The sequence below is a fragment of the Micromonospora sp. NPDC048839 genome, assembly GCF_040649915.1.
Taxonomy (GTDB): domain Bacteria; phylum Actinomycetota; class Actinomycetes; order Mycobacteriales; family Micromonosporaceae; genus Micromonospora.
In genome coordinates, this window is sequence record NZ_JBEZGL010000007.1 from 36,895 (window position 1) to 61,675 (window position 24,781).

The window sequence follows — 24,781 nt, forward strand, 5'->3', positions numbered from 1 at the left end:
ATGCCACCTCTTCTCGACCTGCTCGCGGTGTCCCCGGACCTGCTCGCGCTCGGTGAGCCGACGCACGGCGAGTCCGCCTTCCTCCAACTCCGCAATGACGCCTTCCTGTCGCTGGCAAAGCACGGCTACCTGTCGATCGCGGTGGAGAGCGACCGGGCGGCCGGGCTGATCGCCGACGAGTTCGTGCAGGGCGCTGCCGTGCCGCTCGATCGGGCGCTCTCCGAAGGTTTCAGCCACGGATTCGGCACCGCCCCGGCCAACCGCGACCTCCTGCTGCGGATGCGCGAGTGGAACGCGGGACGACCGGCCGCCGAACGCCTGACGTTCCACGGCTTCGACGCCCCCTTGGAACTCGCGAACGCCCCGAGCCCGCGACGCCACCTCACCCTGGTCTGCGACTTCCTGGGCCTCGACCGATCCGCCGAGATCGACGACCTGGTCGGCGACGAGGCACGGTGGAGTGACACGGCCGCGATCTGGGAGCCGGGCCGGTCGGTGGGGCGCTCGACCGACGCCCGAGCACTGCGGGTGCTCGCCAACGACCTCCTGACCGAGTTGTACCTGCGGGCGCCCGGGACGGCCGCGGGCTGGCCGGCGGCGTTCGTGCACGCGACGTCCGCGGTCGCGCTGCTGCGCTACCACGCCGCGGCCGCCGCCCCACTTGCGCCGGAGGAACGCTTCGCCCGCCTGGCCGCGGTCCGGGACGCGCTGATGGCCGAGAACCTGCTCGCGATCCGATCCGCCGAGGCACACCGCGGGCCCACGCTCGTCTTCGCGCACAACACGCACCTCCAGCGCCAGCCGGGCACGATGACGCTTGCCGGCACCGAGGTGTCGTGGGCCGGCGCCGGCGCGATCGTCGCGTCGCTGCTGGGTGACCGCTACGCGGTGATCGTCGGCAGTCTGGGCGCGAGCCCGGCGCTCGGCATCGAGGCACCGGCCGCGTCGACCTACGAGGGCAGACTCCAGCAGGAGACCGACATTCCCCGGTACGTGCCGGCGTCCGACATCGGGCCGGCCGAGCAGCGTTCGCACGACTACCGGTACTTCCCGCTGGACCGGACCACCATCGAACACGCCGACGTGGTCCTGCACATACCGACCGGCGTCGACGCGGCCGTGCTCGCCGATCGGATCGTCGCGCTGCCCGGCGTCGAACAGGTCGTGGCGAGCGAGGACAGCGGATCACCCGAGGCGGCGTGGGGTGACCGGTTCTTCTTCGTCGGCCCGGACCGCCGGCAGCCGTTCGCCACGATCGTCGAGCACGACGTGCCCGGCTTCGACGAGGCCGCACAGCTCGACCGTCCCGGTGTCTTCCGCCTCAACCTGGACCTGGGCCGGAGCGAATTCGAGCGACGCTTCGGCTTCCCGCCCAAGGCGTTCGAGGACCACCGGGACGAGTACGACTTCGCCCGACTGGACACCCTCACACCGCACCCGGGCTACGCGCTGCACGGGTTCGCCAGCATCGTCATGCCCGGCCCGCACCTGCTGCCCGAGATCGACAGGCTGTTGGCGGTGGCACACGGTCGCGCGGTTGACCGCCACGAGCGGGCCGCGCGCCGGGCGGCGGACCCGCAACCCGGAGCCTGACCGCGCCGTTCGGGTCAGGCGGCGGCTTCCGGCTCCCGCAGGTCCAGCCAGTCGGCCCAGCGGGGGTCGGGGGCGCGGTGCCCGAGCACCCGCCAGGCGGTGCCCTTCGGTGCGGCGGGCAGCGCGTGCAACCGCCACCCCATCTCCGCCGGCGTCTTGTCGCCCTTGGTGTGGTTGCACCGGGCACACGCGGCGACCACGTTCTCCCAGGCGTGCCGGCCACCCCGGCTGCGGGGGAAAACGTGGTCGATGGTCTCGGCCGGACCCCGACAGTAGGCGCACCGCCACCCGTCCCGGGCGAAGATCGCCCGCCGGGACAACCCGACGTGCGTCCGGTACGGCACGCGGACGAAGCGGGTCAGCCGGACCACGGACGGCACCGGGAGCGCGTCGCGGGCGCTGTGCAGGATGCCATCGCCGTCGGCGACGCAGACCGCCTTGGCGGAGAGAACGAGGATCGCGGCACGGCGCACCGACACGACACACAGCGGCTCGTAGGTGGCGTTGAGGACCAACGCGCCGGAGCCCACCGTGGGTCGTATGTCAGGCATCGCGATCACCCTCCCGGTTCAGCGGCTGCTGCGTACCGCCGTCGACCGAGGTCGGGCATGACCACCCACACGGTCGACGCCGGGCCGATCACCGACGTCCGTTGCGCCAATAGTCCCTGATCGGACCCCGGATTGCACGCACTAATCCCTCATGGGGTATGAGGAACATCCGCAACCGGGCGGATCGCCATGCTGGCCTGGGCGAACTCCGCCGTTGCCTGACACTGGTGACAGCCCTTGACGGCCTCAGTTGTGCCGGATCCGTGCCCGATGATCTTCGAACCATCGATCATGACGGCCGGGGCTTCTTCGTATGTCGAGCCACCCGGCGGGCTATCACCGATCGCGCCGTGGCCGCAGGCCTGAGGCGCGAGCGCCATCGGCCCAGCCCAGGTTCGGCGGCGCGAGCGGTCCGCGAAGCGGGCCGCCTTGATCTCGTACGGAAGGTTCTCACACGAACTCTGATGGTAGAAATGTCCTGCTTCGACTGATGCCCGACACTCGTCCGCCGACTGATCTGCGACACCTCCGCGCGCTGATCGCGGCTAAATGAGGGCGGTCGTTATTGAGGTGTCATACCTGTCGGCAGTATGTACGGTGTCGATTAGGTGAGCCGTCAACGTCGGTAATCTACCGAGGGGGCAAGTGCCAATGATTGGCAGCGGCGGAGTCCGGCCGCGGGTCCTCGTCACCGGGGCGACCGGGGTCGTCGGTCGGGCTGCCATTGATTGCCTTCTCGACGCTGGTATCCGAACACGGGCGCTCATACCGCCGACGGAAGCGGCTGGAGTGCCCGACGTGGTCGATGTGGCGTTCGGCGATCTCACCACCCCCGAGTCGCTTGATGCGGCTCTGGTCGAAATCGACGCGATGCTGCTTACGCCTACCGGCGCACCAAATCGCGAAGTTCTCGAGCGAATCAGCACCGCCGGACTCCGGCGGATCATCGTGCTGTCCTCGGCCTCCGCACCGTGGGAACGGGCCCAGCCCCGCGCTGGTCGCCACTTCCTCGCCTGGGAGCAGGCGGTGGAGGCAACAGGCCTGGGCTGGACGCACATTCGGCCGGCGGGGCTCATGGCCGCCTCGTGGCAGTGGGCCGAGGAGATTCGTAGTGACAGCGTGGTGCGGGAGGGTTTCCCCACCGCCCGGTATCCGTACGTGCACGAGCGGGACGTGGCCGCGGTCGCGGTCGCTGCCCTCCTCGACCAACGCCACGACGGCGCCCGGTACCTGACCACCGGCCCGGCCGCGATCAGCGCGGCCGACCGGGTTCGTGACCTGGCGGAGGCGATCGGCCGACCGCTGCGGCTCGAACAACTCAGTGAGGATCAGGCCATCGCACGGTGGAGGGCCTTGGGTTACGACAAGGACTCCATAGAGATTCAACTCATCGTGTCGCGCGATCTGGTTGACAAGCCTCCTCGCCCCAAACGCACTGTGGAGAAGGTGCTCGGCCGACCCGCCTTGCCGTTTTCGCAATGGGCCACCGACCACGCCGAGGACTTTCAGTAGCGACCTCAGCCCAGCGGGATTCCATGCTCGTCCGGCGATTCACGGCGTACGACACCCACGGTCAGAAGCTGGTGTTGCATGCCTCCCGGCCAGGGCTCGCTGCTGCCGTCCAGGATCGCTGGGTTATCCCGGACCAGCGCCACCGGAAGGTGGGACACGCAGTAGGACACGAGGTGTCCCGTCTTCTGCTCTGCGATCGACATGTTGAGGTTCGTCTCGGCTTCGCCGATGACGGCACGCTCGGATTCAGGCCGGATGGCCAGATCCGTCTCACTGAGTTCATGCATCCAGCCCTTAGCCGCCGGTCGGGGGCATCGTCGTGCCCGGAGGCGGAGACACCCCCCGGGGTACAACGAAGCGATCGTCACTGCTCGCCAGCGTCCGGTCGGACGGTCCCCGGCCGGTGGGTCGGACGCGGGCCCTCGGGCTCCTTGCGGTACGAAGACAGGGTGAGTGCCGCAAGCGTGATGCCCCTCGCCCTGTCCACCGCCGGGTCGGTGAACTGCCAGGGCAGTTCCTCCTGCCAATTCCTGTACGAGCTGACCAGGTCGGCCTGGTTCGCCGAGGGCAGTTACTGGATCCTGCTCAAGCCGCTGCGGGTGCTGCTGATCCTGGCGCTGGCGATGGTGGCCCGCTGGGCGGTGCACCGCACGATCAACCGGTTGGTCCGTACGACGACCGACGGCGCGGTGCCGACGATGCTGCGACCGCTGCGCGAGCGGGTGCCCAGCGCGGCGGTCGACCCGACCGAGTTCGTACCAGAGCGGCGACGGCAGCGGGCCGAGGCGATCGGCTCGGTGTTGCGCAGCCTGACCACCGCGTTCGTCTTCGGCATCGCGCTGCTGATGATCCTGCGCGAGTTCAGCTTCGACCTGGCCCCGCTGCTGGCCAGCGCGGGGATCGCCGGCGTAGCGCTGGGCTTCGGCGCGCAGAGCCTGGTCAAGGACCTGATCGCCGGCCTGTTCATGCTGATCGAGGATCAGTACGGCGTGGGCGACAACGTCGACCTGGGCGAGGCGATGGGCGTGGTCGAGGCGGTCGGGCTCCGGGTGACCACCGTGCGCGACGGTCGCGGAGTGCTCTGGTACATCCGCAACGGCGAGATCATCCGGGTGGGCAACAAGAGCCAGGGCTGGGCGCTCGTGGTGGTGGACCTGCCGATCGGGTTCAACAGCACCGAGGAGGCCACCGCCGTCCTGCGGACCGCGGCCGCCTCGGTGGCGGTGGACCCGGAGCTGTCACCGGAGATCGTCGAGGCGCCGGAGGTGTTGGGTGTCGAGCAGGTGACGGTGGACGGTGCGGTCATCCGGACGGTGGTGAAGACGACAGCGGACGGGCAGTTCGCGGTGGGCCGGGAGTTGCGGCGGCGGCTGGCGGAGGCGCTGGAGAACTCGGGGATCACCGCGCAGATCGCGGCGGCCCGCATCTTTCCCGGGCTTCCCCCCCGCCCACTGCCCGACGGTGAAACTGGCCAGGGTGGTGCCACCTGACCCACCCGCCACTGTCCTCGAATTCAGGGGTCGCGAGCCGCCCGGCCCCTCAGGTATCGTCCGTTCGTTCAGTCGGGGAAGCGACGAACGACCCGTTCGACCTAGATAGTTGTCAGACGATCGGGCAGAATCCGGAGCACGCGTTCCCGCCAAAACGTGATCACAACCTCGCTGATCCGTGATCTGACGAGCGACTCCGGCCGGGCTGCCACGAGCGGCCGACCCGGAGGCCGATGGAGGCGACGGTGCCCGACGAGCGACCTTCTGCGGAAGGCCCAGCAACTTTTCGCGAGGTGTTCGCCCAGCACGAGTTCCGCGCCGTGTTCATGGCAAGCGCTCTCTCCTGGGTCGGCGATTACGTGGCGAAGGCCGCCGTCACCCTGCTCGTCTATGAGAAGACCGAGTCGGTAGGGCTCTCCGCGGCTGCCTTCGCGGTCAGTTTCCTGCCCTGGCTGCTCGGTGGTCCGGTGCTCGCCGCACTCGCGGAGCGATACCCGTACCGGCGGGTGATGGTGGCGTGTGACCTCATCCGGATGGCGTTGATGCTGCTCATCGCCATCCCGCAGTTGCCGTACCAGGCGGTGCTGGTGCTCATCTTCGCCGCCACGCTGGCCAACCCACCGAGCCAGGCGGCGAAGTCCGCGCTGATGCCGCAGATGCTCGCCGGGGACCGGCTGGTGGTGGGGCTGTCGCTGAACGCCAGCGTGGGCCAGGCGGCGCAGATCGTCGGGTACGTGCTCGGCTCCGCCGTCGCCTCCTACAACCCCCAGGTCGCGCTGCTGTTCAACGCGGCCACGTTCGGCGCCTCGGCGCTGCTGGTCCGCCTCGGCGTGCGAGACCGGCCGGCGGTGCCGAACCCGGCGCAGCGCAGCCACCTGCTGCAAGAGACCCGTCAGGGCTTCACCATCGTGTTCGGCACACCGGTGCTGCGGGCGATCGCGGTGCTGGTGTTCAGCGCGATGCTCTTCTCGATCCTCCCCGAGGGGCTGGCCGTCGGCTGGGCCAACGAGGAGGGCGGCGGCGACCTGAACGCGAGCACGGCCCAAGCGGTGATCATGGTGGCCAGCCCGGTCGGTTTCATCCTCGGCGGGTTGCTGGTGAGCCGCCTCTTCGGGCCGGCACGTCGGCTGAAGCTGATGCGGCCGCTCGCGGTGCTCGCCCCACTGGCGCTGGTGCCGACGTTGTTCGATCCGCCCGCGCTGACGGTGGCTCTGCTCGCCGCTCTCTGCGGGTTCGCGGTCGCCGGCATGCTGCCGATGGCCAACGGGCTCTTCGTCCAGGCACTGCCCAACGGCTTCCGGGCCCGCGCCTTCGGAGTGATGGCGACCGGCGTCCAGGTCATCCAGGGCTTCGCGGTGCTGGTCACCGGTCTGATCGCGGACCGCTTCGACAACATCCCCCTTGTGGTGGGGCTGTGGAGCGCGGCCGGCGTGGTGCTGATGGCGGTGGCCGCGCTGCGCTGGCCGAATCGGCAGGCGTTCAGCGACGCGATCACGGCAGCCACGGCGGCCAACGCCGAGCCGCCCGACCATCCGGACGATCCCGCCACCGGCGGCACGGCGGGCGGCTCTGCCGAGCCGCGTACCGGTGACGGCCACCGCCGGCACGCGGTCACCTGACCCGGCCCGCCCGTTCGGACCCGGAGCGGGCCGGGCGCGGGGCATCGGCCCGGCGTGATCCGACGCACGGTCCGCGGGTCCGTCTGGCACTCGGTGCACCTGGCAGGATGGAACGGTGAACCCCGCAGGTGAATCCGAGCGTCCCGGTGCTTCGACGACCCTCTTCGAAGCGGTCGGCGGCGAGCCCACCTTCCGCAAGCTGGTCGACGAGTTCTATGCCGGCATCGCCAACGATCCGCTGCTGCGGCCCATGTACCCGGAGGGGGACCTGGGGCCGGCCGCGGATCGGATGACCCTGTTCCTGATGCAGTACTGGGGTGGACCGAACACGTACTCCGCCCAGCGTGGCCACCCGCGACTGCGGATGCGGCACGCGCCGTTCCGGATCGGCGCGGCCGAGCGGGACGCCTGGCTACGGAACATGCGCCGCGCCGTGGACCGGCTCGACCTCGAACCGGAGATCGCCACCACGCTCTGGGACTACCTGGAGCGGGCCGCGTACTTCATGGTCAACGCCGAGGAGGACCCGGCCGTCGGCGGCTGACCGCCGGGCCGAGGCAGTGTGTCAGAGCAGCGCGCCCTCGTCGTGGAGCCAGTCCACGAAGCTGGTGGCGACCGCCGCGCCGCAGTCGAGCATCTCGACCAGCAGCGCGTCGTGGGTCCCAGCGCCGAGCGGCACCTGCAGCTCGGCGTAGATCGGCAGCTGCCCGCGCTCCGTCGGGTCGCCGATGTACGCCTTGCAGAACCGACGGGTGTGGTTCCACTCGTTGACCACCCGATAGGCCCGGTCGGCCCAGTCCGGCGGGACCGTGGCGTGCGGGCGTGCCCGCATGACCAGGATCTCGTCCTCTGGCCCTTCCAGGGTCACCAGCACGGCGTGCCGCTCCCACATGGCCAGCAGGTTGCCGTCGCCGTCGGCCAGGTAGCGCACGTCGAGCAGGTCGAGTGCGTCGCAGACGCGGCGCAGACTCACCGGCTCGACGGTGGCCAGCATCTCGGTCAGCACTGGCCGCTCGCTGGCCGGGCAGTCGTCTCCCGGCTGGCGAGGATTGGGCGGTCCGACCCGGACCGCGCTCTCCACTGTGATCCCGCTTCGGGTTTCCGGATCGCCGCCGTCGGCGGGACCGGGGCGCCATGACCACCACGGCATCGCTCGCGCACCTCACTCCCCAGCGGATCCAGTCGCCTACGGTGCGTTGGATCCGAGCATGGACGGTACCCGGACAGCCGAGTTGAAGCACCCCCCCAACGACCGCCCCGGCCCAGAAGAATGAGCAGGGGTCATCCGTTCGGAGGAGTACCGAGGGGTTTCACCGCAAGATCCGTGGCTGTCTGCAACCATGCCGCTCCGTATGGTCCCGCCAGGCCAACCCAGCGTCCCGCCACCCGGACCTGGACGGCCGCCTCGTCGTGGCCGGTGACCGGGCCGCCGGCGGCACCGAGGAAGCCCATCCGGACCACCCCCTGCACCAGCCGCTGCGACACCTCGACCGGCGCGGCGGGCGGTCCGTCCGGCGTGACCAGCACCGCCACGTGGTCGAGCAGCGCGTCCCGCAGCGCCCGCTGACCCACCGCGCGGCCGGCCACGCCCTGCTCGCTCGCCGTTCGCAGGGTGCCCGCCGCGGCGTCCGCGATCCGCCGCAGCTCGGCAACGGGCAGCGCCTCAACCGTCCGGCTGCGCGCCGGGGGCAGCGGCCACCGCCACTGCGCGTCCCGGCGGACCGGCCGGGACGTACCACCGCGTTCCAGCTCGGCGAGCAGCTCCGCGGCAGCCACCGTGACGTCCTCGACGCTGCCGTCGGCCGGCTCGGCAGCCACCGTCCGGACCACCAGAACCTGCCACGGCAGACGGGCCCAGAGGGCGATCCGACCGGGCACACCGGCCGGCCGCAACCGGACCGGCGCGGCCCGATCCAGCCGGACCAGCCGGGCCAGGAAGGCACCCGCGTCGGCCACCCCGGCCACACCGTGCGTCGGGGTGGCCGCCGCCCGGCCCGTGCCCGACCCGGTCACACCAGGCCGCCCTGCGGTGCGTAGGTGAGCAGGAAGTCCCGCTCCTCGGTGGTGATCCGGCGGGGCACCTGGCGGGTCAGGTCGAACGGCACCAGCACCGAGCGCGCCCGGCTGGCCAGCACCTCACCGTCGTACAGCTCGTAGGCGACGGTGAAGCGGGAGGCCCGGATCTCCTCCACCCACAGCTCGATGCGGACGGTGGGCGCCGCCTCCGCGGTGGCCCGACCCAACGCGTAGTCGACCGGGCGAAGGTAGTCGACCTCGTGCCGACGGATCACCACCCCGTCGGCGAACGAGCCCACCCCCCAGGCCCGGCCGCCAGCGAACATCAACGCCACCCGCGCCTCCTCGTACAGGGTGAGGAAGCGCGAGTTGTTGATGTGGCCGTACGCGTCCAGGTCGGACCAGCGCAGCGTGCAGTGGTAGACGAACCGGTCAGACACCTTCTCGGCCGATCAGTCGCGGGTCAGCTTGCGGTAGGTCACCCGGTGGGGCCGGGCAGCCTCCGCGCCGAGGCGGTCGATCTTGTTCTTCTCGTACGCCTCGAAGTTGCCCTCGAACCAGAACCACCGCGACGGGTCCTGGTCGTCGCCCTCCCAGGCCAGGATGTGCGTGGCGACCCGGTCCAGGAACATCCGGTCGTGCGAGATGACCACGGCGCAGCCGGGGAACTCCAACAGCGCGTTCTCCAGGCTGGACAGCGTCTCCACGTCCAGGTCGTTCGTCGGCTCGTCGAGCAGGATGACGTTGCCGCCGATCTTCAGGGTCAGCGCCAGGTTGAGCCGGTTGCGCTCACCGCCGGAGAGCACCTTCGTCGGCTTCTGCTGGTCCGGCCCCTTGAAGCCGAACGCGGCGATGTACGCCCGCGACGGCATCTCGACCTTGCCCACCATCAGGTAGTCCAGCCCGTCGGAGACGACCTCCCAGACGGTCTTGTCGCCGTTGAGGCCCTCGCGGTTCTGGTCGACGTACGACAGCGAGACCGTCTCGCCGACCCGGACCTGACCGCCGGTCGGCTCCTCCAGCCCGACGATGGTCTTGAACAGCGTGGTCTTGCCGACGCCGTTGGGGCCGATGATGCCGACGATGCCGTTGCGCGGCAGCGAGAACGACAGGTTGTCGATCAGCAGCCGGTCGCCGAAGCCCTTGCTGAGGTTGACCGCCTCGATCACCGTGCTGCCCAGACGCGGGCCCGGCGGGATCTGGATCTCCTCGAAGTCGAGCTTGCGGGTCTTCTCCGCCTCGTTGGCCATCTCGTCGTACCGGTCCAGGCGGGCCTTGGACTTGGTCTGCCGGGCCTTGGCGTTGGAGCGGACCCACTCCAGCTCCTCGGTGAGGCGCTTCTTCATCTTGGCGTCGCGGCGACCCTCGACGGCCAGTCGAGCGGCCTTCTTCTCCAGGTAGGTGGAGTAGTTGCCCTCGTAGCCGATGGCCCGGCCGCGGTCCAGTTCCAGGATCCAGCCGGCCACGTTGTCGAGGAAGTACCGGTCGTGGGTGATCGCCATGACGGTGCCGGCGTACTTGGCCAGGTGCTGCTCCAGCCAGGAGACGCTCTCCGCGTCCAGGTGGTTGGTGGGCTCGTCGAGCAGCAGCAGGTCGGGCGCCTCCAGCAGCAGCTTGCAGAGCGCGACCCGGCGGCGCTCACCGCCGGAGAGCTGGGTCACGTCGGCGTCCGGCGGCGGGCAGCGCAGGGCGTCCATGGCCAGTTCGAGCTTGGAGTCGACGTCCCAGGCGTCGAGGTGGTCCAGCTCCTCCTGGAGCTTGCCCATCTCCTCCATCAGCTCGTCGGAGTAGTCGGTCGCCATCTGCTCGGCGATCTTGTTGAATCGCTCCAGCTTGGCCTTGGTCTCGGCAACCGCCTCCTCGACGTTGCCGAGCACGGTCTTGGCGTCGTTGAGTGGAGGCTCCTGGGCGAGCATGCCGACGGTGCAGCCGGGCATGAGCCGGGCCTCGCCGTTGCTCGGCTTGTCCAGTCCTGCCATGATCTTGAGGAGGCTGGACTTACCGGCGCCGTTCGGACCGAGGACACCGATCTTGGCTCCCGGCAGGAAGCTCAACGTCACGTTGTCGAGCACGACCTTGTCGCCGTGCGCCTTGCGGGCCTTTTCCAGGACGTAGATGTACTGGGCCACGGTGCGGGCTACCTCCGTCGGTTGCTGTCGCTGATCGGCGGCGCGGCGCGGGCCGAGAGATCCGCCCGCCGCCGCCGGCCGGGAGCCGGCCACGCGCACGCCATCGTCAATCCTGACAGGTACGCCGCGCTTCGCCCACATCACCCCGCCCCAGGAGTACGCGGGCGCGCCGCGTTGCCCAGCTTGGTATAACCCGTTAGCGTTCCTGGTATGACCAAGAAGATCGCCATCAGCGTGCCGGATGACGTGGCAGAGCGACTGGCCGAGGAATCGAACGTCTCCGCCTTCATCACCGACTCCGTTCGTCAGCGGATGGCCGGCGAGCGCACACGGCGGACGCTTCGACAGGTGGGTTTCCAGCTCACGGACGAAGGCCTCGCCGAGGCGGGCAGGAAGCTCGACGAGGCACACGCGAAGATCACGCCGGCACTGCGGGCCAAGGCAGCGGCTCTGCTGGGTGAGGCGTCTCGCGGACGGATGACCATTCGTGAGTGACGCCGGCCTCGTCCTCGACACCGCATGCCTCCTCGCCTACTCGGAAGGCATTGAAGCGGTCGGGGAGCAGATCGCGAAAGTCGCGGACAAGGGGAGGGCCGTGATCGTCCCGGCGCTCTGCCTGGCAGCCGCGTATCGCCAGGTGACCAGCGACGGCTGGCCACTGCTCGACATCGTCGGCGACCTGGAGCAGGTCATGGTGACGCCCGTGGAGCACGACATGTGCGCCGTTCTCGGCGGCTGGTCGCGAAGCCTGGGCGGCATGGACCTGGCCCAGGCCGCGATGGAGGCGGCTCGGGCGATCACGCCGATCATGACGGATCGGCGGGAGCTGCTCGGTGAGGTGCTGCCGAAGGAATGGCCGATCATCGACCTCTGATCGACGGGCTGTCGACAAGATCACCCTGGGGATTTCGACGCGTACGAGGCGGGTAGGAGACTCCGGCACGGGGCACAAGACGCCGCAGCTACGCTCAGTACGCTCATCGCGGTGGACCCGTCAGTACCCGGAGGTGGCCGATCGTGACCGTCCGTAGCTCCTTTGTCGTAGTGGCGAACCGTCTGCCGGTCGACGAGGTGAGCACACCCGAGGGCCGACAGTGGCGACGCAGCCCTGGCGGGCTGGTCACCGCGCTGCACCCCGTGCTCGCCGAACACCAGGGCACCTGGGTCGGCTGGGCCGGTGGCACCGGCGCCGCCCCCGAACCGTTCGACCTGGAGGGGATCCGGCTGCACCCGGTCCCGCTCAGCGCCGAGGAGCTGGAGCGCTACTACGAGGGCCAGTCCAACGCGACGATCTGGCCGCTCTACCACGACGCGGTCGAGACACCTGCCTACAAGCGCCGCTGGCGGGAGGCGTACCGCCTGGTCAACGCCCGGTTCGCGGAGGCCGCCGCGGATGTGGCGGCCGAGGGCGCGACGGTCTGGGTGCAGGACTACCAGCTTCAGTTGGTCCCGGCGATGCTCCGTGAGCTGCGCCCGGACCTGCGGATCGGGTTCTTCCTGCACATCCCGTTCCCGCCGATCGAGCTGTTCATGCAGATGCCGTTCCGCACCGAGATCCTGCGCGGCCTGCTCGGTGCCGACCTGGTCGGCTTCCAGCAGCGGTTGGCCGCGCAGAACTTCGTCCGGCTGGCCCGGCACCTGCTCGGGCTGCGCTACGAGGGGCAGATGATCCAGGTCGACGGTCGGCAGGTGAAGGCGGGTGCCTTCCCCATCTCGATCGACACCCAGGAGATGGAGCGGATGGCCGCCGACCCGGCGATCCAGGCTCGGGCCAAGCAGATCCGCGCCGAGTTGGGCGATCCGAAGACGATAATCCTGGGCGTGGACCGGCTGGATTACACCAAGGGCATCGAGTTGCGACTCAAGGCCTTCCGCGAGCTACTTGCTGACGGAAAGTTGACAGTTCCCGACGCGGTTATGGTGCAGGTGGCCACGCCCAGCCGCGAGCGTGTCGAGCACTACCAGGCACTTCGGGTCAAGGTCGAACGCGAGGTTGGCCGGATTAATGGTGAATTCGGCCGGGTCGGCGTGCCGGCCGTGCATTACCTGCATCAGTCGTACAGTCGCAGTGAACTCGCCGCGATGTACGTTGCCGCCGACGTGATGATGGTGACACCGCTACGCGACGGCATGAACCTGGTGGCCAAGGAGTACGTGGCGTCGCGCGCCGACCAGGGTGGCGCGCTCGTGCTCAGTGAGTTCGCCGGCGCCGCAACGGAGCTGCGTCAGGCATTCCTGTGTAACCCGCACGACCCGGACGCAGTCAAGGACGCCCTGCTCCGGGCAGTGCACGTGGAGAAAACCGAGGCACGCCGCCGGATGCGGACAATGCAACGTCACCTGCGTACCCATGACGTGGGCCACTGGGCCAAGTCTTTCCTCTCCGAGCTCGGAGTTCCCGAGGCGGAGGCCGAGTGAACACGACCGTCAACGATGGAGCGGCCACGGCCACCGGGGTGATGGACCCCGAGCTGCGCTCCGCCATCGGCCGGATCGCCCGGGTCCCCCAACTCCTGGTCGCCTGCGACTACGACGGCACACTGGCGCCGATCGTGGAGGACCCCAGCACCGCCGTACCACTGCCCGAATCGGTGGCCGCGGTCCGCGCGCTCGCCGCGCTACCGCAGACGACCGTGGCGGTCGTCTCCGGCCGGGCGCTGCGCGACCTGGCCGCGCTGTCCCGGCTGCCCAGCGAGGTCCACCTCGTCGGCAGCCACGGCTCCGAGTTCGACATCGGCTTCGTCGAGCGGCTCTCCCCCGAGCTGGTCGCGGTGCGCCAGCAGGTACGCAACGCGCTGCGCGACATCGCCTCCGCGCACCCGGGCATCCGGCTGGAACGCAAGCCGGCAAGCGTCGCCGTGCACACCCGAGGGGTCGACCCGGAGGTCGCCGCCGCCGCCATCGAGGCGGTCCGCAACGGCCCGGCGACCTTCGACGGCGTCACCGTGACCCAGGGCAAGGAGGTCATCGAGCTCTCCGTCGTGGCCACCCACAAGGGCACCGCACTCGACCAGCTGCGGACCCAGCTCGCCTCCAGCGCGGTGCTGTTCATCGGCGACGACATCACCGACGAGAACGCGTTCGGCCACCTGCACGGTCCCGACCTCGGCATCAAGATCGGCTCCGGGGACACCAAGGCCAGCTACCGGGTCGCCGACCCGCTGGAGGCCGCCCGCGCGCTGGCGCTGCTGCTGGAGACCCGGCGGCACTGGCTGTTCGGCGAGCGGGCCGTGCCGATCGAGCGGCACTCCATGCTGGCCAACGGTCGTACCGTCGCTCTGCTCACCCCGGAAGCCAAGGTCAGCTGGCTCTGCCACCCCAAGCCGGACTCGGCGGCGATCTTCGCCGACCTGGTCGGTGGCAGCCCGGCCGGTCACTTCAGCGTCGCCCCGGAACGCGGTGGCATCCCGCTGGGTCAGCGCTACCGCTCCGGCACGATGACCGTGGAGACCCGCTGGTCCGGGCTCACCGTCACCGACTGGCTGGACAAGCCGGCCCGGGAGACCACTCCGGACGACAGTCCGGCGGTCATCACCGGCGACTCGACCCTGATCCGGGTGCTCACCGGCAGTGGCAAGGCCCGGGTGGAGTTCGCGCCGAGGCCGGAGTTCGGGCAGGTCGCCGTGCAGTTGCAGCCGCTCGGCGACGGCCTGCTGGTGCTCGGCTCCAACGAACCTGTCGCGCTCTACGCCCCCGGCGTGGAGTGGGAGGTCGGCAACGACGGCGGGTACGAGACCGCCAAGGCGATCGTCGACCTCTCCGCCGCCGGTGGGCAGGTCGTGCTGGAGTTGCGCTTCGGCACGCACAGCCTGGAGCACCACCGGGTGCCGATCCACGAGCGGCAGGCCGCGGCCGAGCAGCCGTGGAAGGACTGGGTGGCCTCACTTCGGCTGCCGTCCACCGCCCGTGACCTGGTCGCGCGCAGCGCCCTCACCCTGCGCGGGCTCTGCCACGAGGCCACCGGCTCGATCCTGGCCGCGGCGACCACCTCGCTCCCCGAGGAGCTGGGCGGCGTCCGCAACTGGGACTACCGCTACTGCTGGCTGCGCGACGCCGCGCTGACCGCCCGCGCACTTGTCGACCTGGGCTCCGTCGAGGAGGCCGAGGCGCTGCTGCGCTGGGTGGACGGCTGCATCGAGCGCACCGGCGGCCACCCGGAGCGACTGCACCCGCTCTACACCATCGACGGGTTCGAGCTGGGTGCCGAAGCGGTCATCGACACGCTGCCCGGATACGCCGGCTCCCGACCGGTCCGGGTCGGCAACCTCGCCAACCACCAGCTCCAGCTCGACGTCTTCGGCCCGATCGCCGACCTGATCGCGGCCGTCGCCGACGCTCGCGGCTCGGTCCGCGAGGACGAGTGGCGGGTCCTGGAGAACATGGTCGAGGCGGTCCGTCGCCGCTGGCACGAGCCCGACCACGGCATCTGGGAGGCGCGGCTGCCACCACGGCACCACGTCTTCTCCAAGGTGATGTGCTGGATGACCGTCGACCGCGCGCTGCACGTGATGCGCGAGCACGGCGGCAAGGACCGGCCGGAGTGGAAGGACCTGCGCGACCGGATCGGCGCCAACGTCCTCGAGCAGGGTTGGCACTCCGACGTCGAGGCGTACAGCGTCGCGTACGGGGACGAGGACATGGACGCCTCGTCACTCTGGATCGGGCTCTCCGGCCTGCTCCCGGGTGACGACCCGCGCTTCCTGTCCACCGTCCTGCGCATCGAGGCGGACCTGCGCAGCGGCCCGGTCGTCTACCGCTACCACTGGGACGACGGCCTGCCCGGCCGGGAGGGCGGCTTCCACATCTGCACGGCTTGGCTGATCGAGGCGTACCTGCGCACCGGCCGCCACACCGACGCCGAGGAGCTGTTCGCACAGATGGTGCTCACCGCCGGTCCGACCGGGCTGCTCCCCGAGCAGTACGACCCGCTCGCCGAGCGCGGACTGGGCAACCACCCGCAGGCGTACAGCCACCTCGGACTGATCCGCTGTGCCCTGCTGCTGGACAACATGCTCAAGCAGTAGTCGATCGCTCGGACGACGACGGGGCCGGAGCGAACCTGCTCCGGCCCCGTCGGTCACTGCGGGTACGGCAGGGCCGGTTGCCACCCGTACAGGCGGGCGCCGAGGTCGGTGGGCACCGTCCAGTGCGCGTACGGCAGCACCGCACTGCTGCCCGTGTGGGTCAGGCACAGCAGTGGGGCGTCGCCGGTGTGGTCGAGCGCGAGCTTCGGTTTACGGGCCGCGCCGACGCCACCGAGGCCGAACAGGACAACCGGATCCCGCACCGGCAGCCCCAGTGCCTGCCTGCCGTCACGCCACCCTCGGAACGCCGCGTCCAGCCGCCAGGGCGCCAGGTCGGCGAGACCGCGGTGAAGGTTCGCCACCCAGGTCGGCGTGAGTTCGGCGTCGGAGAGCCGGTACGGCACCCCGGTCAGCAACGAGTCGAGCTCCGGATCCGTCTCCACCCCGGCCGTGGTCAGCGCCTCGGGCAACGCGCCACGGCGGACGGCCGCGACCGCGGGGGCGGCCTGCTCGACCCGATCGACCTGCCAGCGAAGCCCTGCCGGGGTGGTCGCCTGTCGGCGGTCCCACAGCCAGCGGGCGCTGTCCCAGCGGTGCCGCTGGTTGGCCGGGATCAGCTCGTCCACGCCGACGACCAGCTCCTCGCCCTCGACCCGTGCGGTGAGCCACCGGCCCCGCAGGTGCGGCCGCTGCTCGCCGTAACCGGCCAGTGCGACCACCGCGGACCGCAGGTAGGCACCTGTGTTCCCGCGCGGGAAGTGCCAGCACAACGCGGACCTGTCGAGGGCGTCGAGGTCGGCGGCGGCCTCGTCCGACACCACACCGATCCGGACCTGCGGCGATGCCGCACTGGCCTGGCGGTTGTCGAACTGTCGGCGGTCCCGGCGCTGCCGCGTCTCGGCCGGCTCGACCGACGGGCTGACCGAGTACGCCGCCTTCCTCCCGGCCCACCGCAGCACCTCCGCCCCGGCTGCCTGCGGGTCGCCGAAGAGCCGGAAGGCCAGCAGCTCGTGCTCGTCGGTTCCGTCGTCCTCGGTCACCTGCAGCTCGTACACCAGGTCTCCGGGTGAGTCCAGGTCGTAGCCGGTGTGCGGGTCCCGGCCGAACTCGTTGCCGACGAGCGAGTCGCCCGGCTGTTGGCGGTAGCCACGGACCACAGTGACCAGGACGGCCCAGGAGCCGTCCGCGGCCGCGCACCGCAGCGTCCGCACCGGAGCAGCGCGCCATTGGGAGGGGAGGTCCTCGAAGGTGGTGGTCAGGCCCGGGTTTGCGCACCGCAGCGCGACGGGTGTGAGCAGGTCCGTGCGCCACGTCTCGTGCGGATCCTTCACGGTGAGCATGAGCGACATTGTGTCCACCGCCACCGACAACGCCGCCCCCGCGTCGGATCAACCGACAGTGACGGCGGCCAGAGCCGCGCCGACCGCCAGATCGACCACACCGCAGAACACCTTTGCTCTGCTTCAGTCCACGCACCAGAGATGGCTTCGAAGTGTTGCGCGGGTTGAAGCAGAGCAAAGGGCGCAGAGGGACCACATGGTCCTCTGCCGTGGCACCTCACCCAGGCCATACCGGCCCAACCCAACAGCGTGCCCCTCCTCAGGCGTCGAGGGCGCCCACCACATCTCCCAGCACGACGACGGCCGGCGGCCGCACATCGGCGGCGAGCGCGTCGGCTGCCACCTCGCCCAGCGTGGATCGCAGCACCCGCTGGGCACCCGTCGTGCCTTCCTGCACCACGGCGGCCGGCGTCTGCGACGGCCGACCGTGGGCGATCAGGGTCTCGCTGATGGCCGCGAGGTTCTTCAGCCCCATCAGGATCACCAGGGTGCCGCGCAGGCCGGCCAGGGCGTCCCAGCGCACCAGCGAGGCTGGTGAGTCGGGTGCCACGTGCCCGGAGACCACTGTGAACTCGTGCGCCACCCCCCGATGGGTCACCGGGATCCCGGCTGCGGAGGGGGCGGCGATCGAGCTGGTCACCCCGGGCACCACGGTCACCGGCACCCCGGCCTTCGCGCACGCCAGCAGCTCCTCGCCACCCCGGCCGAAGACGTACGGGTCGCCGCCCTTGAGCCGCACCACGAACGCACCCGCCAGCGCGCGGTCGACCAGGATCTGGTTGATCTCCTCCTGTGCCCGGGACGGTCCGTAGGGGATCTTCGAGGCGTCCACCAGCTCGACGTCCGGACGCAGCTCGTCGAGGAGCAGGCCGGGCACGAGCCGGTCGGCGACCACCACGTCGGCCTCGGTGAGCAGCCGCCAACCCTTCACGGTGATCAGCTCCGGGTCCCCCGGCCCCGCCCCGACCAGCGCCACCCGCCCGACCGGCCGCCCGCCGGCCGCCCCGGTCGCACCGCTCGCACCGCTCGCCCCGCTCGCCCCGCTCGCCCCGCTCGCACCGTCGGGCCGGCTCTGCGTCGGAGCGATTCCGTCCGGTGCCAGGCGGACGGCGAGGAGGTCGCGGATCGCGTCGCGGACGGTCATCGCCCGTCGGGGGTCACCACCGCCGAGCACCGCCACGGTGACCGGGCCGTGCCGGGTCACCGCCGGGGTCCAGGCGGTGGCGGCGGTCCGGTCGTCGGCCCGGACGCAGAAGATCCGGCGCTCGGCGGCGACGGCGCTCACCGAAGCGGCCGCCATCGGGTCGTCGATCGCCACCTGGACCAGCCACGCGCCGTCCAGGTCCTCGGGCAGGAACCGGCGCGGCACCCAGTGCAGCCGCCCCGCGTCGACACGGGCGCGCAGCGCCGGGGTCAGCTCCGGGGACACCAGCAGGACGTCCGCGCCGGCGTCCAGCAGCGCGGGCACCCGCCGGGTGGCGACCGCGCCGCCACCCACCACGACCACCCGCCGCCCGTCGAGCCGCAAACCAAGGGGGTACGGATTGGAGGTCACGCCACACCTCGGAGGCGGAGGATTCGCTCGCTGCGCGTTGTCACTTCTCGGCCACCCCGGCGGAGTCGAAGGTGGCCACCTCGTGCAGCACCCGGACCGCGCCGGTGACCACGGGCAACGCCAGCAGCGCGCCGGTGCCCTCGCCGAGGCGCAACCCCAGGTCGATCAGCGGGTCGAGGCCGAGGTGCCGCAGCGCCGCAGTCGCACCCGGCTCCGCCGAGCGGTGCCCGGCGACCATGGCGCAGACCGCGTCCGGGGCGAACGCGGCGGCGGCCAGTGCGGCCGAGACCGCGATCACGCCGTCCAGCAGCACCGGCGTACGGCGAGCGGCGGCACCCAGGATCAGCCCGGCCAGCGCCGCGTGCTCCAGGCCACCGACGGCCGCCAGCACACCCAGCGGGTCGGCCGGGTCGGGCGCGTGCCGGGTCAGCGCGGCGCGCACCACGGCAACCTTGTGCGCGTAGGTCGGGTCGTCGATGCCGGTGCCCCGACCGGTGGCGTCGAGCGGGTCGGCACCGGTGAACGCGGCGATCAGCGTGGCGGCCGGAGTGGTGTTGCCGATGCCCATGTCGCCGGTGAGCAGGATGTCGGCTCCGGCGTCGATCAGCTCGTCGGCGATCCGGATGCCGGTCCGCACCGCCGCCAGCGCCTCGTCCCGGGTGAGTGCGGCGGTCACCGTGAAATCGCGGGTGCCCCGGCGGACCGACGCGACAACCAGCCGAGGCACCGCCGGGTCGAGCACGGAAGCGTCGGCGGGCGGTCCGGCGGGCAGCGGAGTGGCCACCCCGACGTCGACCACGGTGACCGACGCGCCGGCCTGCCGGGCGAACGCGTTGACCACCGCCCCGCCGGCCAGGAAGTTGCCGATCATCTGGCCGGTGACCTCCTGCGGCCAGGGGCTCACCCCCTGGGCGTGTACCCCGTGGTCGCCCGCGAAGATCGCTACCGCGGCCCGTTCCGGCAGCGGTGGCGGGCAGGCCCCGGCCAGGCCGGCGAGGCGTACCGACAGCTCTTCCAAGGCGCCCAGCGAGCCCGCCGGCTTGGTCAGCCGGCCGTGCAGCTCGCGGGCGGCGGCCATGGCCGCGTCGTCCGCCGGGCGGATCGCCGCGATCGTGGTCTCCAGCATCATGCCTCCATGGTCTCGCGCAGCACGTCGACGAACGCGTCGCTGGTGATTCGGTCACGTACCGCCACCCGCAGCCAGTCTGGGCCGAGGCCGGGGAAGGTGTCGCCCCGGCGCACCGCCCAGCCGCGCTCGCGCAGCGCGGCCCGGATCGCCGTCGCGCCCGGCAGGTGCAGCAGGACGAAGGCGCTGGCCGGGCGGCCGACGACACGTACACCGGGCAGGTCGGCGAGGCGGGCGACCAGGTGGTCGCGGTCGGCGGCGAGGTCGGCGGCGATCGCGCGCTCAGCCTGGACCGCGACGTCGGTGGCGCAGGCCGCGGCGGCGGCCAGTGCGGGGGTGGAGACGGCCCAGAGCGGCTGGACGGCGGCCAGCCGGGCCAGCAGCTCCGGTGCCCCGAGCAGGTAGCCGATCCGGAGGCCGGCCAGGCCCCACGTCTTGGTGAGGCTGCGCACGACGAGCAGGCCGGGCAGGTCCCGCCGCTCGGCCAGCGACTCCGGTTCGCCGGGGTCCCCGGGGGCGGTGGTGGTGTCGGCGAACGCCTCGTCGACCACCAGCACCCGGCCGGGGCGGGCCAGCGCGGCCACCATCCGCGCGGGGTGCAGCACCGACGTCGGGTTCGTCGGGTTGCCGATCATCACCAGGTCGGCGTCGGCGGGCACCCGGGACGGGTCGAGCCGGAAGTCGTCGGCGGCGTCCAGCAGCACCCGCTCGACCGGGTGCCCGGCGGCCCGCAGCGCCGCCTCCGGCTCGGTGAACTGGGGGTGCACCACCACCGGCCGGCGCACCCCGCGCAACGCCTGGGCGATCAGCACGAAGCCCTCGGCGGCGCCGGCGGTGAGCAGTACCTCGTTCGGGTGACGGCGGTGTCGGGCCGCGACGGCCGCCCGGGCCGGCAGCGGGTCCGGGTAGTGGGCCAACTCGGTCAGGGTCGCGGCGATCGGCCCGGCCAACCAGGCGGGAGCCGGTGCCTGCCGGACGTTGACGGCGAGGTCGATCAGCCCGTCGCCGACCTCCGCGTCGCCGTGGTGCGCGAGGTCCGGCTCGACCCCGGCGGTGGCGGCCAACCCACTCGGCTGATCAGACATGCCCGCGATCCTGCCGGGAACGTGGCCGGTGGGACAGTAAGCCGCGTCACCACTCGCCGGTTTAAGAGTTCTTCTCAGGTACGAATCGGAAATGTCATAACTTGGCAATGTGAGTAACCGACCCCTTGCTGCCGCTGGTCGACTCGTTCCTCTTCTCCGCGCCGGACTGATCGCCGGAATCGTGATCGCCGCCGCCGCGTACCCACTCGTCGCCCTCACCGGGCTCGGCGCGAAGGCCACCGCGCACGCGGTGGAGCAGAAGACCAGAGTGCTGACCACCGCCCTGCCCGCCGAGACCTCCTACGTCTACGCCCCGGACGGCAAGACCGTGCTGACCATGTTCTACGAGGAGTACCGGCAGTACACCAAGCTGTCGGACATGTCGCCGAACATCCAGCAGGCGATCATCGCCGCCGAGGACTCGCGCTTCTACCAGCACCACGGTGTCGACCCGAAGGGCGTGGCCCGCGCCTTCGTGTCCAACGCCCGCTCCGGTGGCTCCCAGGGTGCGTCGACCCTGACCATGCAGTACGTCCGGATGGCCCTGCGGGACAGCGCGACCACGCCCAAGGAGGTCCAGGAAGCCACCCAGCAGACCAGCCTGCGCAAGGTCAAGGAGATGCGGATGGCGATGGACCTGGAGAAGGAGCTGAGCAAGGAACAGATCATGGAGCGCTACCTCAACTCGGCGTACTTCGGGCACCGGGCGTACGGCATCTACGCGGCCAGCGAGATCTTCTTCTCCAAGACCCCGAAGGACCTCACCCCGGTCGAGGCCGCCACCCTCGCCGGGCTGGTCAAGTCCCCGTCGGAGTACGACCCGGCCGACTCCGACCAGAAGGAGGCCACCGGGCGGCGGGACTACGTGCTGGACCGGATGAGCCAGCTCGGTTACCTCTCCCCCGACTCGGCCGCCGCCGCGAAGGCCGAGCCGATCCGGCTGAAGCTGACCACCCCGCCGCACGACTGCGCGGCGGTGGCGGAGAAGTACAACAGTTGGGGCTTCGCCTGCGACTACCTGAAGAACTGGTGGAGCGCGCAGCCCGCCTTCGGCGCGAACCCGCTGGAACGAATGGACAAGTTGCGCCGGGGCGGCTACCGGATCGTGCTCAGCCTCGACCCGAAGATCCAGGCGGCGGCGGAGAAGAACGTCGGCAGCAAGGAGGCCACCGGCAGCCCGTTCGCCAACGGGATCGTGGTCTCCGAGCCAGGCACCGGCCGGGTGAAGGCGATGGCGGTGAACCGGACGTACTCGCTGGATCTCAGCGAGAACCCGCAGAGTTCCAACCCCGAGGCCGGGCCGAAGGTGAAGGCCAACTACCCGAACACGGTGGCGCCGCTGCTCGGTGGCGGTGACCTGGCGGGCTACCAGGCCGGGTCGACGTTCAAGATGTTCCCGATGCTCGCCGCGCTGGACTCGGGGATGACGCTCTCCACCTCGTTCAACGCCCCGCACCGCTACCGGTCGCCCGTCTACGACGGGTGGGCGCCCTCCAACGCCAGCGGCGCCATGAGCGGCCAGCAGACCATGTGGTCCGGCTTCGGCAAATCGGTGAACACGTACTTCGTGTGGCTGGAGGAGAAGGTCGGCGCGGACCGGGCGGTCCGGTTGGCCGAGCAGCTCGGGCTGCGGTGGCGCACCGACGTCGACCGGGACCACGCGTCCCCGGAGAAGGCGAAGAAGTGGGGCGCGTTCACCCTGGGCGTCTCCGACGCCACCCCGCTGGAGATGGCGAACGCCTACGCCGCCATCGCCGCCGACGGCCGCTACTGCGAGGCGATCCCGGTTCAGTCGATCATGAACCGGGACGGCACACCGGCCACGTACGCCACCCCGGGTGGCATCCACCGCGAGGTGGCCAAGCCACGCTGCCGGCAGGTGGTGAGCGCGGACGCCGCCCGAGCGGCCACCGACGCCGCCCGCTGCCCGACCGGAGACACCCCGGCGCGCGGTAGCTGCGGCGGCTGGTCCACCGCCGACAGCGTGCGGGGCACGGTCGGACGCCCGGTGGCCGGCAAGACCGGTACGACCGACAGCACCCGGTCCGCCTGGTTCGTCGGCTACACCCCGGAGCTGGCCGCGGCGAGCTTCATCTCCGACCCGGACAACCCGTTCAACGCAGTGGGTGACGGGCAGTCCCAGATCCCGATCAAGGCGGTCTCGGAAACCCTCCGCGACGGGCTGAAGGGCACACCGACCCGCCAGTTCACCCCACCGTCGGACGCGATCGTCGGCTGAGCCGTCGGGTGGCGCACCGCCACCCGGGCAATCAGGCCGGCACCCCGCCGGACTCCGCGGGCACCACCTCGACCGTCGGGTCGGTCGCCGCGGCGGCGACCAACCGGGCGGCCGTGGCCGGATGACCGGCCCAGTGCAGGGTGAGCTGCGAGGCGTGCACGTTGCGCCAGACGAAGCCCTCCGGCGTGCCGCCCTCCCAGCTCCACGCCGGGCGCTGACCAGCACGAGGGGTGAGCACCGCGCGGTGCGCCTTGTGGCCGACAAGCACCGTGCCGTGGGCGGCGACCACGCTGTCGGTCTGGGCGGTCGCCTCCCGGTAGCCGGCCACCAGGCCGTCCCGACTGACACCCACCGCGTCGAGGACCCCGCACATCGGCAGCCCGTCCAGCTCGCGGGCCAGCCAGAGCAGCCCGGCGCCCTCGGCGATCACCGGACGGCCGGTCCGCGCCAACTCGGCCACCGCGATACAGAGCCGCCGGTTGGCCGACAACTGCTCGGCGTACGCCTCGGGCAACGCGCCTCCGACGACAAGCGCGCGGGTGCCGACCGGCAGCGCCTCGTCGCGCAGCGGGTCGACGACGACGACCTCGGCGCCGGCGGCCCGCAGCAGTTCGGTGGTCTCCGGGTGGCTGAAGCTGCCGCCCGGCCCACCGGCCACCGCCACCAGCGGCCGGTTCGCCGGGGGTGGGAACGCGCCGAGTGCCTCCTCGGGAGACCAGGCCGGTGCCGGCAGCGGCGGGGCCGAGCGGGCCAGCCCGAGAAGCCGTTCCAGATCCACCGTGGCGGCGACGGCCTCGCCCAGCCGGCTGACCGCACGGACGGCGTCGGCCGACCCGTCGACCACCGGCGCCACGCCGTGCCGCCGCGACGGCAGCACCGCCGGCAGGTCCTGGCGACGCAGCGCGCCGTAGACCGGCACCCCCACGTCGTCCAACGCCTCGCGCAACATCCCCTCGTGCCGCGACGACGCCACCCGGTTGAGGATCACCCCACCAAGCCACAACTGCTCGTCGTACGAGCGAAAACCGTGCACCAGGGCCGCCACCGACTGACCCATCGCGGCCACATCGACAACGAGCACCACCGGGCTGCGCAGCGCGGCTGCCGCGGCGGCGGTGGACTCCTGCTCGGGACGGCCACCGACCGAGTCGTACAGCCCCATGCTGCCCTGCACCACGGCGAGCCCGGCACCGGCCGCGCCGTGCGCCACCAGCGGGGCGAGCCGGTCGGTGCCGACCAGCCGGGGATCGATCACCCGACCCGGCCGACCGGCGGCCAGACCGAGGTACGCGGCGTCGACATGGTCCGGCCCGAGCTTGAACCCGGCGACGTCGACCCCACGCTCAGCCAGGGCGGCGAGCAGCCCGATCGCCAGCGCGTTCTTACCGTGCCCGGAGGACGGCGCGCTGAGCACCAGGCGCGGCACGACGGTCATCATCGACTCCTCGCGAGCGGCGGCGGGTACGCGACGGGGACGACCGCGGCCGATCCGTCGGCGTGAC

At 71.3% G+C, this 24,781-nt stretch carries 22 protein-coding genes; 10 read left to right on the top strand and 12 right to left on the bottom strand.

Annotation, left to right across the window (positions count from 1 at the left end):
• Positions 1-1,593 carry a DUF6194 family protein gene (locus tag AB0C25_RS15265; RefSeq protein ID WP_357373465.1) on the top strand — a complete coding sequence of 531 codons (1,593 nt, stop codon included), beginning with the start codon at positions 1-3 and terminating at the stop codon, positions 1,591-1,593.
• A gap of 14 nt (positions 1,594-1,607) precedes the next feature.
• Here AB0C25_RS15265 and AB0C25_RS15270 read toward each other — a convergent pair whose 3' ends face one another.
• Together AB0C25_RS15270 and AB0C25_RS15275 are read right to left on the bottom strand one after the other, a co-directional pair.
• Positions 1,608-2,144 (bottom strand): HNH endonuclease, encoded by a 537-nt coding sequence (locus AB0C25_RS15270; RefSeq protein ID WP_030333470.1) that lies wholly within the window; start codon positions 2,142-2,144, stop codon positions 1,608-1,610.
• Between the two features lie 149 nt (positions 2,145-2,293).
• Positions 2,294-2,524, bottom strand: a complete 231-nt coding sequence (locus tag AB0C25_RS15275) for a hypothetical protein (protein WP_357373467.1) — start codon at positions 2,522-2,524, stop codon at positions 2,294-2,296.
• Between the two features lie 271 nt (positions 2,525-2,795).
• Between AB0C25_RS15275 and AB0C25_RS15280 the strand changes: the two genes are divergently transcribed.
• Complete coding sequence (locus AB0C25_RS15280; protein ID WP_357373469.1) at positions 2,796-3,656, top strand: NAD(P)H-binding protein; 861 nt, start codon at positions 2,796-2,798, stop codon at positions 3,654-3,656.
• 5 nt (positions 3,657-3,661) lie between these two features.
• Here the strand turns inward: AB0C25_RS15280 and AB0C25_RS15285 are convergent, their stop codons facing one another.
• Complete coding sequence (locus AB0C25_RS15285) at positions 3,662-3,943, bottom strand: hypothetical protein (protein ID WP_357373471.1); 282 nt, start codon at positions 3,941-3,943, stop codon at positions 3,662-3,664.
• Positions 3,944-4,123: 180 nt separating this feature from the next.
• Between AB0C25_RS15285 and AB0C25_RS15290 the strand changes: the two genes are divergently transcribed.
• The 3 genes from AB0C25_RS15290 (at position 4,124) to AB0C25_RS15300 (ending at position 7,309) form a co-directional block, all read left to right on the top strand.
• Positions 4,124-5,146, top strand: a complete 1,023-nt coding sequence (locus AB0C25_RS15290) for a mechanosensitive ion channel family protein (RefSeq protein WP_357254769.1) — start codon at positions 4,124-4,126, stop codon at positions 5,144-5,146.
• Positions 5,147-5,379: 233 nt separating this feature from the next.
• Positions 5,380-6,765 carry an MFS transporter gene (locus AB0C25_RS15295; RefSeq protein ID WP_357373473.1) on the top strand — a complete coding sequence of 462 codons (1,386 nt, stop codon included), beginning with the start codon at positions 5,380-5,382 and terminating at the stop codon, positions 6,763-6,765.
• A 115-nt stretch (positions 6,766-6,880) separates the two neighbouring features.
• A complete protein-coding gene (locus AB0C25_RS15300) occupies positions 6,881-7,309 on the top strand; it encodes a globin (RefSeq protein ID WP_357254620.1) in 429 nt (142 codons plus the stop codon).
• 21 nt (positions 7,310-7,330) lie between these two features.
• Here the strand turns inward: AB0C25_RS15300 and AB0C25_RS15305 are convergent, their stop codons facing one another.
• From AB0C25_RS15305 to ettA, 4 genes are all read right to left on the bottom strand, one after another.
• Positions 7,331-7,915, bottom strand: a complete 585-nt coding sequence (locus tag AB0C25_RS15305) for a YbjN domain-containing protein (protein ID WP_357254622.1) — start codon at positions 7,913-7,915, stop codon at positions 7,331-7,333.
• Between the two features lie 131 nt (positions 7,916-8,046).
• Positions 8,047-8,778, bottom strand: coding sequence for a hypothetical protein (locus AB0C25_RS15310; protein WP_357373475.1), 732 nt, complete (start codon positions 8,776-8,778; stop codon positions 8,047-8,049).
• Positions 8,775-9,221 (bottom strand): thioesterase family protein, encoded by a 447-nt coding sequence (locus tag AB0C25_RS15315; protein ID WP_357373477.1) that lies wholly within the window; start codon positions 9,219-9,221, stop codon positions 8,775-8,777. Before AB0C25_RS15315 ends, AB0C25_RS15310 begins: the two co-directional genes overlap by 4 nt.
• 12 nt (positions 9,222-9,233) lie before the next feature.
• Positions 9,234-10,910 (bottom strand): energy-dependent translational throttle protein EttA, encoded by a 1,677-nt coding sequence (gene ettA / locus AB0C25_RS15320; RefSeq protein ID WP_357373963.1) that lies wholly within the window; start codon positions 10,908-10,910, stop codon positions 9,234-9,236.
• Between the two features lie 210 nt (positions 10,911-11,120).
• Between ettA and AB0C25_RS15325 the strand changes: the two genes are divergently transcribed.
• The 4 genes from AB0C25_RS15325 (at position 11,121) to otsB (ending at position 15,934) form a co-directional block, all read left to right on the top strand.
• Complete coding sequence (locus AB0C25_RS15325) at positions 11,121-11,405, top strand: hypothetical protein (protein ID WP_357373479.1); 285 nt, start codon at positions 11,121-11,123, stop codon at positions 11,403-11,405.
• The gene (locus tag AB0C25_RS15330) at positions 11,398-11,784 is read left to right on the top strand and encodes a hypothetical protein (protein ID WP_357373481.1); all 387 of its coding nucleotides are present in this window, start codon (positions 11,398-11,400) and stop codon (positions 11,782-11,784) included. The genes AB0C25_RS15325 and AB0C25_RS15330 overlap by 8 nt, the downstream gene beginning before the upstream one ends.
• Before the next feature lie 143 nt (positions 11,785-11,927).
• The gene (locus tag AB0C25_RS15335; protein WP_030488230.1) at positions 11,928-13,328 is read left to right on the top strand and encodes a trehalose-6-phosphate synthase; all 1,401 of its coding nucleotides are present in this window, start codon (positions 11,928-11,930) and stop codon (positions 13,326-13,328) included.
• A gap of 41 nt (positions 13,329-13,369) precedes the next feature.
• The gene (gene otsB, locus AB0C25_RS15340) at positions 13,370-15,934 is read left to right on the top strand and encodes a trehalose-phosphatase (protein ID WP_357373965.1); all 2,565 of its coding nucleotides are present in this window, start codon (positions 13,370-13,372) and stop codon (positions 15,932-15,934) included.
• 53 nt (positions 15,935-15,987) lie between these two features.
• Here the strand turns inward: otsB and AB0C25_RS15345 are convergent, their stop codons facing one another.
• From AB0C25_RS15345 to cobC, 4 genes are all read right to left on the bottom strand, one after another.
• On the bottom strand, positions 15,988-17,274 hold the full coding sequence (locus tag AB0C25_RS15345) for a hypothetical protein (RefSeq protein WP_357373483.1): 1,287 nt from the start codon (positions 17,272-17,274) through the stop codon (positions 15,988-15,990).
• Positions 17,275-17,533: 259 nt separating this feature from the next.
• On the bottom strand, positions 17,534-18,829 hold the full coding sequence (cobA, locus tag AB0C25_RS15350; protein ID WP_357373485.1) for a uroporphyrinogen-III C-methyltransferase: 1,296 nt from the start codon (positions 18,827-18,829) through the stop codon (positions 17,534-17,536).
• A gap of 40 nt (positions 18,830-18,869) precedes the next feature.
• A complete protein-coding gene (cobT, locus tag AB0C25_RS15355; protein ID WP_357373967.1) occupies positions 18,870-19,955 on the bottom strand; it encodes a nicotinate-nucleotide--dimethylbenzimidazole phosphoribosyltransferase in 1,086 nt (361 codons plus the stop codon).
• Positions 19,955-21,040, bottom strand: coding sequence for an Rv2231c family pyridoxal phosphate-dependent protein CobC (gene cobC / locus AB0C25_RS15360; protein WP_357373487.1), 1,086 nt, complete (start codon positions 21,038-21,040; stop codon positions 19,955-19,957). Before cobC ends, cobT begins: the two co-directional genes overlap by 1 nt.
• 109 nt (positions 21,041-21,149) lie before the next feature.
• On the opposite strand from cobC, the gene AB0C25_RS15365 reads away from it, so the two are divergent.
• On the top strand, positions 21,150-23,279 hold the full coding sequence (locus tag AB0C25_RS15365; RefSeq protein ID WP_357373489.1) for a transglycosylase domain-containing protein: 2,130 nt from the start codon (positions 21,150-21,152) through the stop codon (positions 23,277-23,279).
• Positions 23,280-23,310: 31 nt separating this feature from the next.
• On the opposite strand, the gene AB0C25_RS15370 is transcribed toward AB0C25_RS15365, so the two are convergent.
• Complete coding sequence (locus AB0C25_RS15370; protein WP_357373491.1) at positions 23,311-24,714, bottom strand: cobyrinate a,c-diamide synthase; 1,404 nt, start codon at positions 24,712-24,714, stop codon at positions 23,311-23,313.
• Positions 24,715-24,781: the final 67 nt, after the last annotated feature.

Excerpts from the sequence above, each read along its gene's own strand:
- otsB (WP_357373965.1), top strand. The coding sequence starts at position 13,370 with ATGGACCCCGAGCTGCGCTCCGCCATCGGCCGGATCGCCCGGGTCCCC.
- AB0C25_RS15285 (WP_357373471.1), bottom strand. The coding sequence starts at position 3,943 with ATGCATGAACTCAGTGAGACGGATCTGGCCATCCGGCCTGAATCCGAG.
- AB0C25_RS15290 (WP_357254769.1), top strand. The coding sequence starts at position 4,124 with ATGCCCCTCGCCCTGTCCACCGCCGGGTCGGTGAACTGCCAGGGCAGT.
- AB0C25_RS15280 (WP_357373469.1), top strand. The coding sequence starts at position 2,796 with ATGATTGGCAGCGGCGGAGTCCGGCCGCGGGTCCTCGTCACCGGGGCG.
- AB0C25_RS15325 (WP_357373479.1), top strand. The coding sequence starts at position 11,121 with ATGACCAAGAAGATCGCCATCAGCGTGCCGGATGACGTGGCAGAGCGA.
- AB0C25_RS15345 (WP_357373483.1), bottom strand. The coding sequence starts at position 17,274 with ATGCTCACCGTGAAGGATCCGCACGAGACGTGGCGCACGGACCTGCTC.
- AB0C25_RS15275 (WP_357373467.1), bottom strand. The coding sequence starts at position 2,524 with ATGGCGCTCGCGCCTCAGGCCTGCGGCCACGGCGCGATCGGTGATAGC.
- AB0C25_RS15305 (WP_357254622.1), bottom strand. The coding sequence starts at position 7,915 with ATGCCGTGGTGGTCATGGCGCCCCGGTCCCGCCGACGGCGGCGATCCG.
- AB0C25_RS15270 (WP_030333470.1), bottom strand. The coding sequence starts at position 2,144 with ATGCCTGACATACGACCCACGGTGGGCTCCGGCGCGTTGGTCCTCAAC.
- cobC (WP_357373487.1), bottom strand. The coding sequence starts at position 21,040 with ATGTCTGATCAGCCGAGTGGGTTGGCCGCCACCGCCGGGGTCGAGCCG.
- AB0C25_RS15295 (WP_357373473.1), top strand. The coding sequence starts at position 5,380 with ATGGAGGCGACGGTGCCCGACGAGCGACCTTCTGCGGAAGGCCCAGCA.
- AB0C25_RS15370 (WP_357373491.1), bottom strand. The coding sequence starts at position 24,714 with ATGACCGTCGTGCCGCGCCTGGTGCTCAGCGCGCCGTCCTCCGGGCAC.
- AB0C25_RS15265 (WP_357373465.1), top strand. The coding sequence starts at position 1 with ATGCCACCTCTTCTCGACCTGCTCGCGGTGTCCCCGGACCTGCTCGCG.
- cobT (WP_357373967.1), bottom strand. The coding sequence starts at position 19,955 with ATGCTGGAGACCACGATCGCGGCGATCCGCCCGGCGGACGACGCGGCC.